Source organism: Aeromonas sp. SCS5 (assembly GCF_001887375.1).
In the GTDB taxonomy this organism is placed as follows: Bacteria; Pseudomonadota; Gammaproteobacteria; order Enterobacterales; family Aeromonadaceae; genus Aeromonas; species Aeromonas jandaei.
Genome location: NZ_LFCS01000007.1, coordinates 244,110 through 258,646, shown reverse-complemented (window position 1 = coordinate 258,646; position 14,537 = coordinate 244,110). Strand labels below are relative to the sequence as shown.

Annotated in this window: 15 protein-coding genes and 1 pseudogene; 13 read left to right on the top strand and 3 right to left on the bottom strand. The window is 61.0% G+C overall.

Features of this window, described 5'->3' with window-relative positions:
* Positions 1-47 precede the first annotated feature (47 nt).
* From hcp to galE, 3 genes and pseudogenes are all read left to right on the top strand, one after another.
* A pseudogene (gene hcp / locus BS300_RS11130) lies at positions 48-1,286 on the top strand (hydroxylamine reductase); the annotation flags it as partial.
* Positions 1,287-1,368: 82 nt separating this feature from the next.
* Entirely contained in the window at positions 1,369-2,376 is a 1,008-nt protein-coding gene (locus tag BS300_RS11125; RefSeq protein WP_071912746.1) for a hybrid-cluster NAD(P)-dependent oxidoreductase, read from the top strand.
* 85 nt (positions 2,377-2,461) lie between these two features.
* Positions 2,462-3,475, top strand: coding sequence for a UDP-glucose 4-epimerase GalE (gene galE / locus BS300_RS11120; protein ID WP_071912744.1), 1,014 nt, complete (start codon positions 2,462-2,464; stop codon positions 3,473-3,475).
* A gap of 69 nt (positions 3,476-3,544) precedes the next feature.
* Here galE and BS300_RS11115 read toward each other — a convergent pair whose 3' ends face one another.
* Complete coding sequence (locus BS300_RS11115) at positions 3,545-4,246, bottom strand: phosphatase PAP2 family protein (protein ID WP_071912743.1); 702 nt, start codon at positions 4,244-4,246, stop codon at positions 3,545-3,547.
* 196 nt (positions 4,247-4,442) lie between these two features.
* Between BS300_RS11115 and mpl the strand changes: the two genes are divergently transcribed.
* Both mpl and BS300_RS11105 read left to right on the top strand, forming a co-directional pair.
* Positions 4,443-5,813: a UDP-N-acetylmuramate:L-alanyl-gamma-D-glutamyl-meso-diaminopimelate ligase gene (mpl, locus tag BS300_RS11110; protein ID WP_071912741.1), complete on the top strand. Its 1,371-nt coding sequence runs from the start codon at positions 4,443-4,445 to the stop codon at positions 5,811-5,813.
* A complete protein-coding gene (locus tag BS300_RS11105; protein WP_071912739.1) occupies positions 5,810-6,421 on the top strand; it encodes a flavin prenyltransferase UbiX in 612 nt (203 codons plus the stop codon). Before mpl ends, BS300_RS11105 begins: the two co-directional genes overlap by 4 nt.
* A 68-nt stretch (positions 6,422-6,489) precedes the next feature.
* On the opposite strand, the gene BS300_RS11100 is transcribed toward BS300_RS11105, so the two are convergent.
* Complete coding sequence (locus BS300_RS11100) at positions 6,490-7,104, bottom strand: TetR/AcrR family transcriptional regulator (protein WP_041210213.1); 615 nt, start codon at positions 7,102-7,104, stop codon at positions 6,490-6,492.
* Between the two features lie 201 nt (positions 7,105-7,305).
* Between BS300_RS11100 and hpt the strand changes: the two genes are divergently transcribed.
* From hpt to BS300_RS11060, 8 genes are all read left to right on the top strand, one after another.
* Complete coding sequence (gene hpt, locus BS300_RS11095; RefSeq protein ID WP_005343302.1) at positions 7,306-7,836, top strand: hypoxanthine phosphoribosyltransferase; 531 nt, start codon at positions 7,306-7,308, stop codon at positions 7,834-7,836.
* 108 nt (positions 7,837-7,944) lie between these two features.
* Entirely contained in the window at positions 7,945-8,862 is a 918-nt protein-coding gene (locus tag BS300_RS11090; protein ID WP_042030466.1) for an ABC transporter ATP-binding protein, read from the top strand.
* Positions 8,859-9,632, top strand: coding sequence for an ABC transporter permease (locus tag BS300_RS11085; protein ID WP_041210215.1), 774 nt, complete (start codon positions 8,859-8,861; stop codon positions 9,630-9,632). Before BS300_RS11090 ends, BS300_RS11085 begins: the two co-directional genes overlap by 4 nt.
* Before the next feature lie 226 nt (positions 9,633-9,858).
* On the top strand, positions 9,859-11,010 hold the full coding sequence (locus BS300_RS11080) for a double-cubane-cluster-containing anaerobic reductase (RefSeq protein ID WP_071912737.1): 1,152 nt from the start codon (positions 9,859-9,861) through the stop codon (positions 11,008-11,010).
* Between the two features lie 9 nt (positions 11,011-11,019).
* Positions 11,020-11,799: an acyl-CoA dehydratase activase gene (locus BS300_RS11075; protein WP_071912735.1), complete on the top strand. Its 780-nt coding sequence runs from the start codon at positions 11,020-11,022 to the stop codon at positions 11,797-11,799.
* The gene (locus BS300_RS11070) at positions 11,799-12,107 is read left to right on the top strand and encodes a DUF3343 domain-containing protein (protein WP_071912733.1); all 309 of its coding nucleotides are present in this window, start codon (positions 11,799-11,801) and stop codon (positions 12,105-12,107) included. The genes BS300_RS11075 and BS300_RS11070 overlap by 1 nt, the downstream gene beginning before the upstream one ends.
* On the top strand, positions 12,104-12,541 hold the full coding sequence (locus tag BS300_RS11065; protein WP_071912730.1) for a MauE/DoxX family redox-associated membrane protein: 438 nt from the start codon (positions 12,104-12,106) through the stop codon (positions 12,539-12,541). The genes BS300_RS11070 and BS300_RS11065 overlap by 4 nt, the downstream gene beginning before the upstream one ends.
* A gap of 4 nt (positions 12,542-12,545) precedes the next feature.
* A complete protein-coding gene (locus BS300_RS11060; protein ID WP_071912727.1) occupies positions 12,546-13,073 on the top strand; it encodes a rhodanese-like domain-containing protein in 528 nt (175 codons plus the stop codon).
* A 65-nt stretch (positions 13,074-13,138) separates the two neighbouring features.
* On the opposite strand, the gene BS300_RS11055 is transcribed toward BS300_RS11060, so the two are convergent.
* Positions 13,139-14,506, bottom strand: a complete 1,368-nt coding sequence (locus tag BS300_RS11055; protein ID WP_071912725.1) for a cation:dicarboxylase symporter family transporter — start codon at positions 14,504-14,506, stop codon at positions 13,139-13,141.
* Positions 14,507-14,537: the final 31 nt, after the last annotated feature.

The following is a 14,537-nucleotide window of genomic DNA, read 5'->3' as shown; positions in this document are numbered from 1 at the left end:
ATTCCCTAATCTATGTCACCAGTGATCAATTCAATAGGTTCTATACACGGGGCAAGAACGAGGTGAATGAGGACATCATGGGGCTGCGCCTGCTCTGCCTTTACGGCCTCAAGGGTGCTGCCGCCTACATGGAGCACGCCCGGGTGCTGGATCAGCAGAGTGACGAGGTGGCCGCCGAATTCCACCGTATCATGAGCTGGCTCAGCACAGATCCGAGCGAAATGGGTCGTCTGTTCAACTGCGCCATGGAGATCGGCCAGCTCAACTTCAAAATCATGGAGATGCTGGATCTGGGTGAAACCAGGGCCTTCGGCCACCCGGAACCGACCCAGGTCAGGGTCACGCCAATTCCCGGCAAGTGCATTCTGGTCTCCGGCCACGACATGATGGATCTCAAGCTCATTCTGGAGCAGACCAAGGGGGCCGGCATTCATGTCTACACCCACGGCGAGATGCTGCCCGCACTGGCCTACCCCTTCTTCAAGCAGTACCCCCATCTGGTGGGTAACTACGGCTCCGCCTGGCAAAACCAGCAGAAGGAGTTTGCCAACTTCCCGGGCGCCGTGGTGATGACCTCCAACTGCATCATCGACCCGAACGTGGGCAACTACTCGGATCGCATCTTCACCCGCTCCATCGTCGGCTGGCCGGGTGTCATTCATCTGGAGGGGGATGATTTCTCCGCCGTGATCGCCAAGGCGCAAGCACTGGAAGGCTTCAAGCACACCGAGCTGGAGTACTTCATCACCATCGGCTTTGCCCGCAATGCCCTGATGCAGGCCGCACCGGCGGTGATTGAGAAGGTAAAAGCCGGGGAGATCAGCCACTTCTTCCTGGTGGGTGGCTGTGACGGCGACAAGGCCGAGCGCGCCTACTTCACCGAGTTTGCCAAGGCTGCGCCACGCGACAGCCTGCTGCTCACGCTGGGCTGCGGCAAGTACAAGTTCAACAAGCTCGACTTTGGCGACATCGGCGGCATTCCCCGTCTGCTGGACGTGGGTCAGTGCAACGATGCCTACTCCGCCATCCAGCTCGCGCTGGCGCTCTCCGAGGCGTTCGAGTGCGGCGTCAACGATCTGCCGCTGACGCTGGTGCTCTCCTGGTTCGAGCAGAAGGCCATTGTCATCCTGCTCACCCTGCTGGCACTGGGTGTGAAGGACATCCGTACCGGCCCGACCGCCCCCGCCTTCCTCACCCCGGCCCTGCTCAAGGTGCTGGAGGAACAGTTTGGCCTGAAAGGGACCACCACGGCCGAGGCTGACTTGGCCGAGATCCTGGCGGCCTGACATTCCAGCATGTTGTAAGCGTTTGGCGAGCCATTGAGCTCGCCTTTTTTCAAAGCGATTTCCGAGCAAGAGGAGCCTTGCGATGACCTCCACCTCTTTGACCCTGCGCTGCATCGGTCGCCGGGCAGATACCCACGACGTGGCGAGTTGGCGACTTTCCCCAGTGGCGGGAACCTTGCCAGCCGTGCTGGCTGGCCAGTGCATCACCCTGCATACCGAGATCGATGGCAAGCCTCACTGCCGCGCCTATACCCTCTCCTCCAGCCCGCAGGATGCCTGCTGGCAGGTCACCATCAAGGATGTGGGGTTGGTCTCCCACCATCTGCACCAGACCCTGCAAGTGGGGGACGAGATCCGGGTGGATGGCCCCTTCGGCGACTTCAATCTGACCGCTTTGCCCTGCGAGCGGCCGCTTCTCTTGAGCGCCGGCTCCGGCATCACCCCCATGTGGGCCATGCTGCGGGGCGAGCTGGTCAAACGGCCGGACGCCGACATCCGCTTTATTCACAGTGCCCGCTCGCCAGCAGATGTGATCTTCGCAGACGAGCTGGCTGCACTGGCTGAGGCTCATCCCGGTGTACGCCATGCCCTGATTCTGGAAGAGGCCCCTGCAGATCACCCCTGGGTTGGCCGGCTCACAGCGGACATGTTGAAGGAATTGGCACCAGACCTGCTCGCGCGCCACGTCTATCTGTGCGGGCCCGCGCCTTACATGACCGCAGTTTGCACCATGCTGGCGAAACTGGGGCTACCGGAAGCGCAGTTGCACCAGGAGTCGTTCGGTCTGCCGGCGGTTACATCGAGTACGGCGCCAGTTGCAACCAGCAGCGACCACTTCTGGCTAACCCTGAAAAAGAGCGGCAAGAAGGTGAAGATCCTGCCGGGCCAGACCCTGCTGGCAGCGCTGGAAGCTGTGGGCGAGACCATGATGGCTGCCTGCCGCGCCGGGGTATGCGGTGCCTGCCGCTGCACCACGGAAGGCGATATCGAGCGCCAGAGCGTGATGACCCTGAGTGCGCAGGATCTCGAGAGCGGGGTGGCTCTGGCCTGCTCCTGCACCGCCAGCGGGGATGTCACCGTCGACTATTGAAGCGCGTTCCTGGCATCTCGCGCTTTTCCCGAGTGGGCCGGGCAGGTAGACGCAGCCCCAGTTTCAGTCGAAGACGGGATAAAAAATGACAATTCTGGTTACAGGGGGCGCCGGCTATATCGGCTCCCATACCCTGGTTGAACTCTTGAACGTCGGGCAGCAGGTGGTGGTGCTGGACAACCTCTCCAACTCCTCACCGGTGTCACTCAAGCGGGTCGAACGGATCACCGGCAAGCCGGTCATCTTCGTCGAAGGGGACGTGCTGGACAGAGCTTGTCTGCAGCAGCTGTTTGCCACCCACCAGATCGAGTCGGTGATCCATTTCGCCGGCCTCAAGGCGGTCGGTGAGTCAAGCCAGATCCCGCTCACCTACTACCAGAACAACATCAGCGGCACCCTGGTGCTGTGCGAAGAGATGGCCAGGGCCGGCGTGTTCCGGCTGGTATTCAGCTCCTCGGCTACCGTCTACGGCGATCCGGCCTCGGTACCGCTGCGGGAAGATTTCCCCACCAGCGCCACCAACCCTTATGGTCGCTCCAAGCTGATGGTCGAAGAGATCCTGCGCGACCTCGCCAAATCTGATCCCCGCTGGGCCATCGTGCTGCTGCGCTACTTCAACCCGGTCGGTGCCCATGAGAGCGGTCTGATTGGCGAAGATCCCAATGGCATTCCCAACAACCTGCTGCCCTATATCAGTCAGGTCGGCGTGGGCAAGCTCAAGGAGCTGGGGGGGTTTGGCAACGACTACCCGACGCCGGACGGTACCGGGGTGCGCGACTATATCCACGTGGTGGATCTCGCCATCGGTCACCTCAAAGCGCTGGCTCGCATCGAATCGGATACCGGCGTCTTTACCTATAACCTGGGCACCGGTCAGGGCTATTCGGTGCTGGAGATGATCAGGGCGTTTGAAGCGGCCAGCGGCCGACCCATTCCCTACCAGATCAAACCCCGTCGCCCGGGCGACATCGCCGAGTGCTGGGCCGAGCCGCACAAGGCCCGTGCCGAGCTGGGCTGGCAGGCAGAGCGTGGTCTGGAGCAGATGATGATCGATACCTGGCGCTGGCAAAGCCAGAACCCCAACGGCTATCAGGGTTAATTCCCGAGCTGGCCATAGCAAAACGCCCCGACATGAAGATGTCGGGGCGTTTTATTTTGCGACGCTCAATCAGTGGGTCTGACTGCGCAGCAACGGCACACGGGCCAATCGGGGGGCGATGCGGCCTATCAGCCGATCCGCCAGCGGCGTCAGCAGCAACCAGGGCAGACAGAGGGTCGCCAGCCCCAGCGCGCCGACATAGACATCGGTAAACCAGTGCGCGCCGGAGAAAATCCGGGGGGCGGAGAAAAGCGGTACCATCAGCAGCGCAGTAATCCCCGCCCAGCGCGGCAGGTAGCGCAGAGCAAAGCCGGCGAAGATCATCAGGAACAGAGCGTGATCCCCGGGGAAGCTGTCACCGGAAGAGTCCTTGGTCGGAATACCGCTGATCTGGGTCACCCGCAGCGCATCGGCCACCATCAGGGTCGGGCTGGGTCGCTCCACCGGCAATCTGTGACCAAGCTGATTGATCACCAGTGCACTTAGCAGCATCACTATGCCCATCGCCACCAGCTGGCGACGACCAGCAATATCACGGGCAAAGAAACAGCGAGCCAGGATCAATCCCATGCAGCCAAGCACCACCAGATCGAACAGCCGGTTGTTGGTGATGGCCACCAGATCGGCCCACAAAGGCGACTGCCCGAGCCAGCCGTTAACGGTGTGAAAAATCGCGAGGTCCCACTGATCCCAGGGACCATGGGCGGGCAGCGCGGCCCAACTGATGGCCACCAGACCACCGACCAGATAGCAAAGCAGAAACTTGCCCATGCAGACTCTCCTCGGAAAGGGCAACGGCCGAAAATATGTTACCGCTGTCACAAAAATGGGGCATTTTAAAGCGCTTTCATCTGAAATCAAGCCCCATCCCCACCAACTTAATTCCTGCCAGCCTCCCCCTTGGGTCTGCCAAATTTCTGTCACCTTGCTAGAATGCGCACTTCCCTTTACTGCGAAAGGAAGCGGTATGCATATTCACATTCTCGGGATCTGCGGCACCTTTATGGGTGGTCTGGCGGTGTTGGCAAAACAGCTTGGTTACCGGGTGACCGGCTCGGACGCCAACGTCTATCCCCCCATGAGCACCCAGCTCGAGCAACAGGGCATCGAGCTGACCGAAGGCTATGACCCTTCCCAGCTTGATCCGGCGCCGGATCTGGTGGTGATTGGCAACGCCATGAGCCGCGGCAACCCCTGTGTTGAATATGTGCTGGACCGCAATCTGCCCTACATCTCCGGCCCCCAGTGGCTGCTGGAGCACGTGCTGCAAGATCGCTGGGTGCTGGCCGTTGCCGGCACCCACGGCAAGACCACCACCGCCAGCATGCTGGCCTGGGTGCTGGAGTACGCCAAGCTGGAGCCCGGTTTCCTTATTGGCGGCGTGCCGGGCAACTTCCCGGTCTCGGCCCGCCTCGGCTCTGCCCCCTTCTTCGTCATCGAAGCGGACGAGTATGACTGCGCCTTCTTCGACAAGCGCTCCAAGTTCGTCCACTACCATCCGCGCACCCTGGTGATGAACAACCTGGAGTTCGACCACGCCGATATCTTCCCGGATCTCGCCGCCATCCAGCGCCAGTTCCACCACCTGATGCGCACCGTACCGAGCAACGGTCGAGTGCTCTTCCCCAAGGGGGACGAGAACCTGGCCGCCGTGCGCAAGATGGGCTGCTGGAGCGAGGTAGAGCTGGTGGGTCAGGACGACGCCAAGTGGAAAGCGGTCAAGCTGGCCGATGACGGCTCCGCCTTCGAGGTGTGGCTGGATGGCGAAAAGCAGGGCGAGGTGCGCTGGGAGTGCATCGGCGAGCACAATGTCAACAATGGCCTGATGGCCATCGCTGCCGCCCGTCATGCCGGCGTCATGGTAGAGCACGGCATAGCGGCCCTCTGCCAGTTCAAATCCCCCAAGCGGCGGATGGAGCTCAAGGGCGAAGTGGCAGGTATCAGCGTCTATGACGACTTTGCCCACCACCCTACCGCCATCGAGACCACCCTCGGCGGTCTGCGCGCCAAGGTGGGTGAAGCCCGTATTCTGGCCGTGCTGGAGCCACGCTCCAACACCATGAAGCTGGGTGTTCACAAGGAGGAGCTGGCCGGCTGCTTCGATGGCGCCGACGAGGTGTTCTTCTTCCAGCCGCCCAACATTGGCTGGGCTCTCGGCGAGGTAACGGCCCATATGACCCGACCCGCCAAGGTGTTCAACGATCTGGAGACCCTGATCAACCGGCTGGTGGCCGAGAGCCGCGATGGCGACCATATTCTGATCATGAGCAACGGCGGCTTCGGCGGCATTCATGACAAGCTGATCGCCCGCCTCAAGGATTACCACGGCGAACTATGAACAAAGCGATCACCCTGGCGCTGACCGGTGCCTCCGGCGCCCCCTACGCCCTGCGCCTGCTGGAGTGTCTGGTGCAGGCGGACTATCGGGTCTACCTGCTCGCCTCCTCAGCGGCACGGGTGGTACTCAAGACCGAGCAACAGCAGGAGTGGCCGGGCTCACCGAAGGAGCTATCGGCTTATCTCTGTCGCCAATATGGCGCCAAAGAGGGTCAGATAGTCGCCTGCGGCAAGGAGGAGTGGTTCTCACCAGTCGCCTCCGGCTCGGCGGCCCCCAAGCAGATGGTGGTCTGCCCCTGCTCAATGGGCACCGTCTCGGCCATTGCCAACGGCACTTCCGACAACCTGCTGGAGCGGGCGGCGGATGTGGTGATCAAGGAGCGCGGCCAGCTGATCCTGGTGCCCCGTGAGAGTCCCTTCTCGGCGATCCATCTGGAGAACATGCTGAAACTGGCCCGCCTCGGGGTAACCATCATGCCCGCCGCGCCGGGCTTCTATCATGAGCCGAAAAGCATCGCGGATCTGGTAGATTTTATGGTCGCCCGCATCCTCGATCATCTGGGTGTCGAGCGTGAGCTGACCAGCCGCTGGGGCTATGGCCACGGCTGAGCTGACCAGACAAACCGGATAAAAAAAGGCGCCCCTCGATGAGGGGCGCCTTTTTTCGTTAAGCCGTATCAGCAAGCCTGAATAGGTGCAGTCACGTACTTGAACAGGAAATCAGTCACCTCTTCGCGCGCCGGGCGCTGAGGTTGATTGATCATCTGCATCATCACATAGCCAAAACCGGTCAGAGAGCGGGCCAGATCCTGTGCCGACAGCACGCTGGTGATCTCCCCTGCATCCATGGCGGTTTGCAGCTCGCTGGCGATCAGCTCAAGGCACTGATCGAGCAGCCGGGTATAGCGAGGCCATACCTCTTCCCGAACCGAGGAACTCCACTCCAGCCAAATACCTGCGTAATCGGGCTGGTCGTAGGCCGCATCGACAGACAAGCTCACATGGCGCTTGATCTTGTCGAAGATTGAACCATTGCCGCTGTATGCCTGCGACAACGTCAGGTTCACGAAGCGTTCGATCTCGGCCAATACCTCATCTACCAACTCCTCGCGGGTGTTGAAATAGTTGAAGACGGTGGCAACAGAGACCTTGGCCTGCTCGGCAATTTCGGCGTGACCAGCACGACCGATACCGCGGCGGGAGAACACTTCGATGGCACATTCCATCAGTTGATTGCGACGAGCCTCCGGCGACAGCCGGGTACGACGTCTTATTTCTGCGCGTGGTTCCATAGTTTTTATCATCTAATAGTTATTGATTATGGTGTTTATAGTATTGTAACTAATCATGCCTGAGTGCCTGCTAACTCTATCAATTAAAATAAGCCGATAAAAGCACCACGTATATATGGCGCCTCTCGACACGGGTGGTAGAATCATCGGTTTTGATGTTCATGAACGGCCAGTTTCCCTTTGGCCATATGGGAGTAAGTGATGAAACACACTGTCGAGGTGATGATCTCCGAGGCTGAAGTAGCCGCCCGGATCGCCAAATTGGGTGAAGAGATCACCGCCCGCTACCAGGGTTCCGACGAAGTCGTAATGATCGGTCTGCTGCGCGGCTCCTGCGTCTTCCTGGCTGACCTCTGCCGTCAGTGCCAGCTGCCCATCACCCTGGATTTTATGACCGCCTCCAGCTATGGCTCCGGCATGCACAGCACCCGTGACGTGCGTATCCTCAAAGACCTGGATGACGACATCAAGGGCAAGGATGTGGTGATCGTCGAAGACATCATCGATACCGGCTACACCCTCAACAAGGTGCGCGAGATCCTCTCCCTGCGCGAGCCGAAATCCCTCGCCATCTGCACCCTGCTGGACAAACCCTCCCGCCGCGAAGTGCAGGTGCCGGTTGACTGGGTCGGCTTTGCCATTCCGGATGAATTCGTGGTCGGCTGCGGCATCGACTACGCCCAGAAGTACCGCAACCTGCCCTTCATCGGCAAAGTGGTACCGCAAGAGTAACAAGGTTAAAAAACATACCGAACAAGGTGGCGCTGCGCCATTTTCTGTCTCAGGCGGCCTCGGCCGCCTTTTCTGTATCAAGACGGGTTCAGCCAGTTAGAGGTTGCAATGAACGCACTGGAAATCAGCGGCCTGAAAAAGACCTATCAGGGGGGCGTCGAAGCCCTGAAAGGCATCGATCTCACCGTCAAGCAGGGGGATTTCTTCGCCCTGCTCGGCCCCAACGGGGCGGGCAAGTCCACCACCATCGGCGTCATCAGCTCGCTGGTGAACAAGAGTGGCGGCAAGGTGAAGGTATTCGGTTATGACATCGATACCCATCTGGAAGAGGCCAAGGCCCAGCTCGGACTGGTGCCGCAGGAGTTCAACTTCAGCCAGTTCGAGAAAGTGATCCAGATTGTCACCCATCAGGCCGGCTTCTACGGCGTACCCAAGGCAGAAGCCAAAATTCGTGCCGAGAAGTACCTGCGCCAGCTCGATTTGTGGGAGAAGCGCGACATGCCGGCCCGCACCCTCTCCGGCGGCATGAAGCGCCGGTTGATGATCGCCCGCGCCCTGATGCACGAACCCAAGCTGCTGATCCTCGATGAACCGACCGCCGGGGTCGATATCGAGATCCGTCGCTCCATGTGGAGTTTCCTCAAGGATCTCAACGAGCAGGGGGTCACCATCATTCTCACCACCCACTATCTGGAAGAGGCGGAGATGCTCTGCCGCAACATCGGCATCATCGACAAGGGTCGTCTGATCGAGAACACCAGCATGAAAAACCTGCTGGGCAAGCTGGGCCGCGAGACCTTCCTGCTCGATCTGGCGCCAGGTTCTGCCGTACCAAACGTGCCCGAATTCAACGGCCGCATGCAAGATGAGCGCACCCTGGAAGTGGATCTCGACAAGAGCCAGTCCCTCAACAGCCTGTTCGAGCAGCTGTCACACCAGCAGGTGCAGGTACTGAGCATGCGCAACAAGGCCAACCGGCTGGAAGAGCTGTTTGTCACCCTGGTCGAAGAGGGGAGAAAAGCATGAACCTGACCACTTACTACATCGCCTTCAAGAGCATTCTGGCCAAAGAGGTGAGCCGCTTTACCCGGATCTGGATCCAGACCCTAGTGCCGCCCGCCATCACCATGAGCCTCTACTTCGTCATCTTCGGCAACCTGATCGGTTCGCGCATCGGTGACATGGGCGGCTTCACCTACATGGAGTTCATCGTGCCCGGCCTCATCATGATGTCGGTGATCACCAACTCCTACTCCAACGTCGCCTCCTCCTTCTTCAGCGCCAAGTTCCAGCGCAACGTGGAGGAGCTGCTGGTGGCACCGGTGCCCAACTACGTCATCATCGCCGGCTACGTGGGCGGTGGTGTGGCGCGCGGCCTCTGCGTCGGCCTCATTGTCACCCTGGTGTCGCTGTTCTTCGTGCCGCTGCAGATCCACCATCTGTTCAGCGTCTGCGTGACCGTGCTGCTGACCGCCATCCTCTTCTCGCTGGGTGGCCTCATCAACGCGGTGTTTGCCAAGACCTTCGACGACATCAGCATCATCCCCACCTTCGTGCTGACGCCGCTTACCTATCTGGGCGGGGTGTTCTACTCCATCAGCCTGCTGCCCCCCTTCTGGCAGGGGGTCTCCCAGGTGAACCCCATCATCTACATGGTGAACGCATTCCGTTTCGGCTTCCTCGGTATCTCCGACGTGCCGCTCGGCACCGCCTACCTCATCATCACCGGCTTCATCGTGGCTCTCTACGGTCTGGCCTGGTGGCTTATCTCGCGCGGCACCGGTCTGCGCCACTGATGACCAGAACGGGCACCTCGCGGTGCCCGTTTTTTATTCCCCCTGTAGCTCCTTCAACCTGCCAGCCCCCTTCGCAATAACCTGCCTGTTATTAAGGCTTTACCTGACACCTTGTGATCCATCGCAATTTTCGAATTACCCCCAAAGGTATAATTCTCGCGGTTGGATGTGCCGTTATTGATGGAGCATCCGTCTCTTCATTTCTCTCATCAGGGCAGGATCGCCTATGTCACTTATCACCGAGTTGCCAGCCATTTTCGATAGTTTTTCAGATGCCCGTCGTCAGGGCTTTCTGGCTGTGATGGCACTCAAGGAGCGACAGATCCCCCTGATCGGCACCTACTGCACCTTCATGCCGCAAGAGGTGGCGATGGCCGCCGGCGCGGTGGTGGTATCGCTCTGCTCCACCAGCGACGAGACCATCGAGGAGGCCGAGAAAGATCTGCCCCGCAACCTCTGCCCGCTGATCAAGAGCAGCTATGGTTTCGGCAAGACCGACAAGTGCCCCTACTTCTACTTCTCCGATCTGGTGGTGGGGGAAACCACCTGCGACGGCAAGAAGAAGATGTACGAGTACATGGCCGAGTTCAAACCGGTGCACGTGATGCAATTGCCCAACCGCGCCGATGACGAGGCCTCCCGCACCCTGTGGCGCAGCGAAATCGTCCGCTTCAAGGAGTTGCTGGAGCAGCAGTTTGGCCAACCCATCAGCGAGCAGGCGCTGCGCGACGCCATCGTGCTGAAGAACCGCGAGCGCCGCGCGCTGGCCGACTTCTATCGGCTGGGTCAGCTCAACCCGCCGGCGCTGAGCGGCACCGACCTGCTCAAGGTGGTCTATGGCGCCACCTTCCGCTTCGACAAGGAGCAGCTCATCAGCGAGCTGCAGGAGATGACCCGCCGCATCAAGGCCGAGTATGCCGAGGGCAAGCGGCTCGATGCCCGCCCGCGCATCCTCATCACCGGCTGCCCCATCGGCGGCGCGGCCGACAAGGTGGTGCGCCTTATCGAGGAACACGGCGGCTGGGTAGTAGGTTACGAGAACTGCACCGGCGCCAAGGCGACCGAGCAGTGCGTCAGCGAGGAGGGTGACCTGTTCGATGCGCTGACCGACAAGTATCTGGCCATCGGCTGCTCTTGCATCTCCCCCAACCACCAGCGCATGAAGCTGCTGAGCCAGATGGTGGAGGAGTATCAGGCAGACGGGGTGATCGATGTGATCCTGCAGGCCTGCCACACCTATGCGGTGGAGTCGCTCGCCATCAAGCGTCACGTACGAGAACGCCATGGCATCCCCTACATGGCGGTCGAGACCGACTACTCCAGCGCTGACAAGGGACAGCTGGCTACCCGGCTGGCGGCCTTTATCGAAATGCTGTGAGGAGGCGCCGTGTCACTCTCCATCGGGATTGACTCGGGCTCCACCGCGACCAAGGGGATCCTGTTCGACCACAATGATGGCGGGCGCATCGTCCGCCGTTTTCTGGTGCCAACCCCCTTTCGTCCGCTGGCCGCCATCGAGCAAGGCTGGGAGGAGCTCTCGGCCGATTTGCCAGAGCGCCCCCACCTGACCCTGACCGGCTATGGCCGCGATCTGGCGTCGTTCGCCGATCGCCGGGTTACCGAGATCTCCTGCCATGGGCTGGGGGCTCGCCTGCTCTGCCCGTCGGTACACACCGTCATCGACATCGGCGGGCAGGACAGCAAGGTGATCCAGCTAGATAGCGAGGGCAATCTCACCGACTTTCTGATGAACGACAAGTGCGCCGCCGGCACCGGTCGCTTTCTCGAGGTGATCACCCGCACCCTGGGGGCTCGGGTCGAGCAGCTTGACGAACTGCTGCAAGGGGCCGAGCCCCACGATATCAGCAGCATGTGCACCGTGTTTGCCGAATCGGAGGCGATCAGCCTGCGCTCGGCGGGCATTCCGGCCGAGTCGATCCTGGCCGGCATCGTCCGATCCATGGCCCGGCGCAGTGCCAACTTTATCGGCCGCCTCGGTGCCAGACCGACCGTGCTCTTTACCGGCGGCGTCAGCCACTGCGCCACCTTCCGCCACTATCTGGCCGAAGGGTTGGGCTGCGAGGTCGCCACCCACCCGGATGCCCAGTTTGCCGGTGCGCTGGGGGCCGCCCTGTTCGGTGCGCGCGCCAGCACGGGAGGCAAATGATGAATCAGGAGTTTCTCTACCTGTTCCACTCCACCCTAGGCACAGTAAGACTGCGCAAGCGGCTGGAGCAATATGGCCAGCAGTTTCGGGTCTGCGATGTGCCGCGCCTGCTCAGCGCCGGCTGTGGCCTCGCCATTCGCCTCCATTGCCCGCCAGACGAGTGGCAACAGTGGTGCCAGAGTGGTGAAACCGCCGCCGTCTTTCGCTGCGAAGCAGACGGCGGCTATCAGGAGCTGGCCCGCTACCCGGCCGATAGTCAGGACATGGCGAAGCAAACGCCTGTGGCTGGCAGTCGGAGTCATGGATGATAAAGAGCTATCCCATCGCCGTTTATTTGCGCATGCTGGCCAATCTGGCGCTGGGGGGATTCTTCCTCGCCTCCGCCGGGTTCAAGCTGGCTTCCCCTGCCCTGTTCATCGAACAGATCGGCGCCTTTGGCCTGATCTGGCCACCGTTGCTTCCACTCGCCGCTTGGGGGCTGATTGCCCTTGAGCTATGCGCCGGGCTTGCAGTCATCGCCAACCGGCGCTGGGGATTGTGGCTGGTGATCGGGCTGCTCGCCCTGTTTATTCCGGTGTTGGGCTATGGCGTTGCCATCGGGCTCGACATCTCTTGCGGCTGTCTGGGCAGGGCTGATCTCAGCTCGTTGCCGGAGGCCATTGTGCGGGATCTGCTGCTACTGACGCTTGCGGGCGCCCTGCTGCGAACTTCCCGCCCCGTTTTTCCCGTTCTAAAGGAGTAGTGACATGATGACATTGCGATCCCGCACTCTGGTGGCCTCGCTGATCGCCGCCAGCTTTGCCCTCGCGGGCTGTGGCGATAACCAGTTCGAGCAGGAGGTGAAGCTTGAGCAATCGGCTGTACAGCTGGCACAGGAGGCGCAGCAGGGGGGCTATCAGCTGCTGACCGTGACCGAGCTGAAAACCCGGATGGACAAGGGCGAGGAGCTGGTGATCATCGACACCATGCCCTATGAGGACTCCTACAAGAAGGAGCACATCCCGGGCGCCAAGAACTTTGCCTTCGTGAAAGAGGCCAAGGCTGGCGACAACTGGAGCGAGATTGTCGAGGGAAGCGGGACACCGGAGCAGTTCCAGGCGCTGCTGGGTGAAGACAAAGCTCGCCCCGTGGTGATCTACTGCGGCTTCGTCAAGTGCGGCCGCAGCCACAATGCCGCCGCCTGGGCGGTCAATCAGGGCTATCAACAGGTCTATCGGGTGCCGGGTGGCATCTTCGCCTGGAAAGGGGCCGGCTACCCCGTCACGGCCGAGTAACCCGACCTTTCGCCCCAAAAAAAGAAGCCCGCAACTGCGGGCTTCTCTCATTTCGATGCTGGCTGTCAGCTGGCGACTCGGGACGCTTCGCCTTCCGCGACATCGCTCTGCACCTGTTTGCCAAGCAGGCGCTTGGTGATCATGGCCGCCATGATGGAGCCGTTGACGTTGAGAGCAGTACGGCCCATGTCCACCAGCGGCTCGATGGCGATCATCACCCCCACCAGCGCGATGGGGAAGTTGAGGGTGGAGAGCACGATCAGCGCGGCGAAGGTGCCGCCACCGCCGACACCAGCCACCCCGATGGAGCCCAGCGCAATCACCGGCAGCAGAGTAAGCAGGAACAGGGGATCAAACGGGTTGATACCGAGCATGGGGGCAATCATCGCCACCATCATGGCCGGATAGATACCGGCGCAGCCGTTCTGGCCGAGGTTGGCACCGAACGAGGCGGCAAAGTTGGCGATGCTGGAGGGCACGCCAAGACGCTGCTGGGTCTCGATACTGAGCGGGATGGAAGCCGCGCTGCTGCGGGAGATAAAGGCGAAGGTGAGCACGCCCCACACTTCCCGCAGGTAGTGCAGCGGGTTCTGGCCGATCAGCAGCAGGATCACCATGTGCACCGCAAACATCGCCAGAATGGCGACGTAGCAGACCAGAATAAAGCCGAGCAGGCTGAGGATCTCGCTCAGGGGATAGTGGGCCACCACCCGGGCGATCAGCGCCATCACGCCATAGGGGGTGAGCGCAATCACCACCCGCACCATCTTCATCACCCACAGTTGCAGGGTGTCGATGGCGACGGCGGCGCGAGCACCAGCCTCTGGATGCTCCGCCTTCAACTGCAGCAGGGCAACCCCGGCCAGCACGGTGAAGATCACCACCCCGATCACCGAGAGACCGCGGCTACCCGCCATATCGGCGGCAAAGTTGGTGGGCACCAGCGAGAGCAGCAGGGCCGGCAAGCTCTGGGCACTGTCGATGGTGCTCATGCTCTGTTGCAGCGCAGCCGTGTCGCTGCCGTGGCTCAGCAACCCTTCTGCGGTGAGGCCACTCAGATGGGTCACCGTCATCCCCACCACACCGGCGATCATCACCAGCGTCAGCATGGAGCCGATCAGCACGGCGCTGATCTTGCCGAGGGACTGGGCCTGCTCCAGCTTGTTGATGGCAGAAAGGATCGAGGTGAACACCAGCGGCATCATCACCACCTTGAGCAGGCTGACATAGCCGCCGCCGATGATATTGACCCACTCCAGGGTCTGCTGGACGCCGGCATCATCGGCACCCCACCCCAGTTGCAGCGCCAGCCCGAACAGGGCGCCAAACAGCAGACCCGCAAGCACCTTGCGCGAGAGCGGCAACCCGGAGGGTAACCGGGTGAGAGCAAAACAGAGCAGACAGAAAACAAGCGATGCAATCAGGACAAACATCATGAATACCTGTAGCGGCCATCAGGCCGAG

Coding starts and splice junctions, on each gene's coding strand:
- BS300_RS11100 (WP_041210213.1), bottom strand. CDS start 7,104: ATGGAACCACGCGCAGAAATAAGACGTCGTACCCGGCTGTCGCCGGAG.
- BS300_RS11125 (WP_071912746.1), top strand. CDS start 1,369: ATGACCTCCACCTCTTTGACCCTGCGCTGCATCGGTCGCCGGGCAGAT.
- BS300_RS11115 (WP_071912743.1), bottom strand. CDS start 4,246: ATGGGCAAGTTTCTGCTTTGCTATCTGGTCGGTGGTCTGGTGGCCATC.
- mpl (WP_071912741.1), top strand. CDS start 4,443: ATGCATATTCACATTCTCGGGATCTGCGGCACCTTTATGGGTGGTCTG.
- galE (WP_071912744.1), top strand. CDS start 2,462: ATGACAATTCTGGTTACAGGGGGCGCCGGCTATATCGGCTCCCATACC.
- BS300_RS11085 (WP_041210215.1), top strand. CDS start 8,859: ATGAACCTGACCACTTACTACATCGCCTTCAAGAGCATTCTGGCCAAA.
- BS300_RS11070 (WP_071912733.1), top strand. CDS start 11,799: ATGAATCAGGAGTTTCTCTACCTGTTCCACTCCACCCTAGGCACAGTA.
- BS300_RS11105 (WP_071912739.1), top strand. CDS start 5,810: ATGAACAAAGCGATCACCCTGGCGCTGACCGGTGCCTCCGGCGCCCCC.
- BS300_RS11060 (WP_071912727.1), top strand. CDS start 12,546: ATGATGACATTGCGATCCCGCACTCTGGTGGCCTCGCTGATCGCCGCC.
- hpt (WP_005343302.1), top strand. CDS start 7,306: ATGAAACACACTGTCGAGGTGATGATCTCCGAGGCTGAAGTAGCCGCC.
- BS300_RS11065 (WP_071912730.1), top strand. CDS start 12,104: ATGATAAAGAGCTATCCCATCGCCGTTTATTTGCGCATGCTGGCCAAT.
- BS300_RS11080 (WP_071912737.1), top strand. CDS start 9,859: ATGTCACTTATCACCGAGTTGCCAGCCATTTTCGATAGTTTTTCAGAT.
- BS300_RS11090 (WP_042030466.1), top strand. CDS start 7,945: ATGAACGCACTGGAAATCAGCGGCCTGAAAAAGACCTATCAGGGGGGC.
- BS300_RS11055 (WP_071912725.1), bottom strand. CDS start 14,506: ATGTTTGTCCTGATTGCATCGCTTGTTTTCTGTCTGCTCTGTTTTGCT.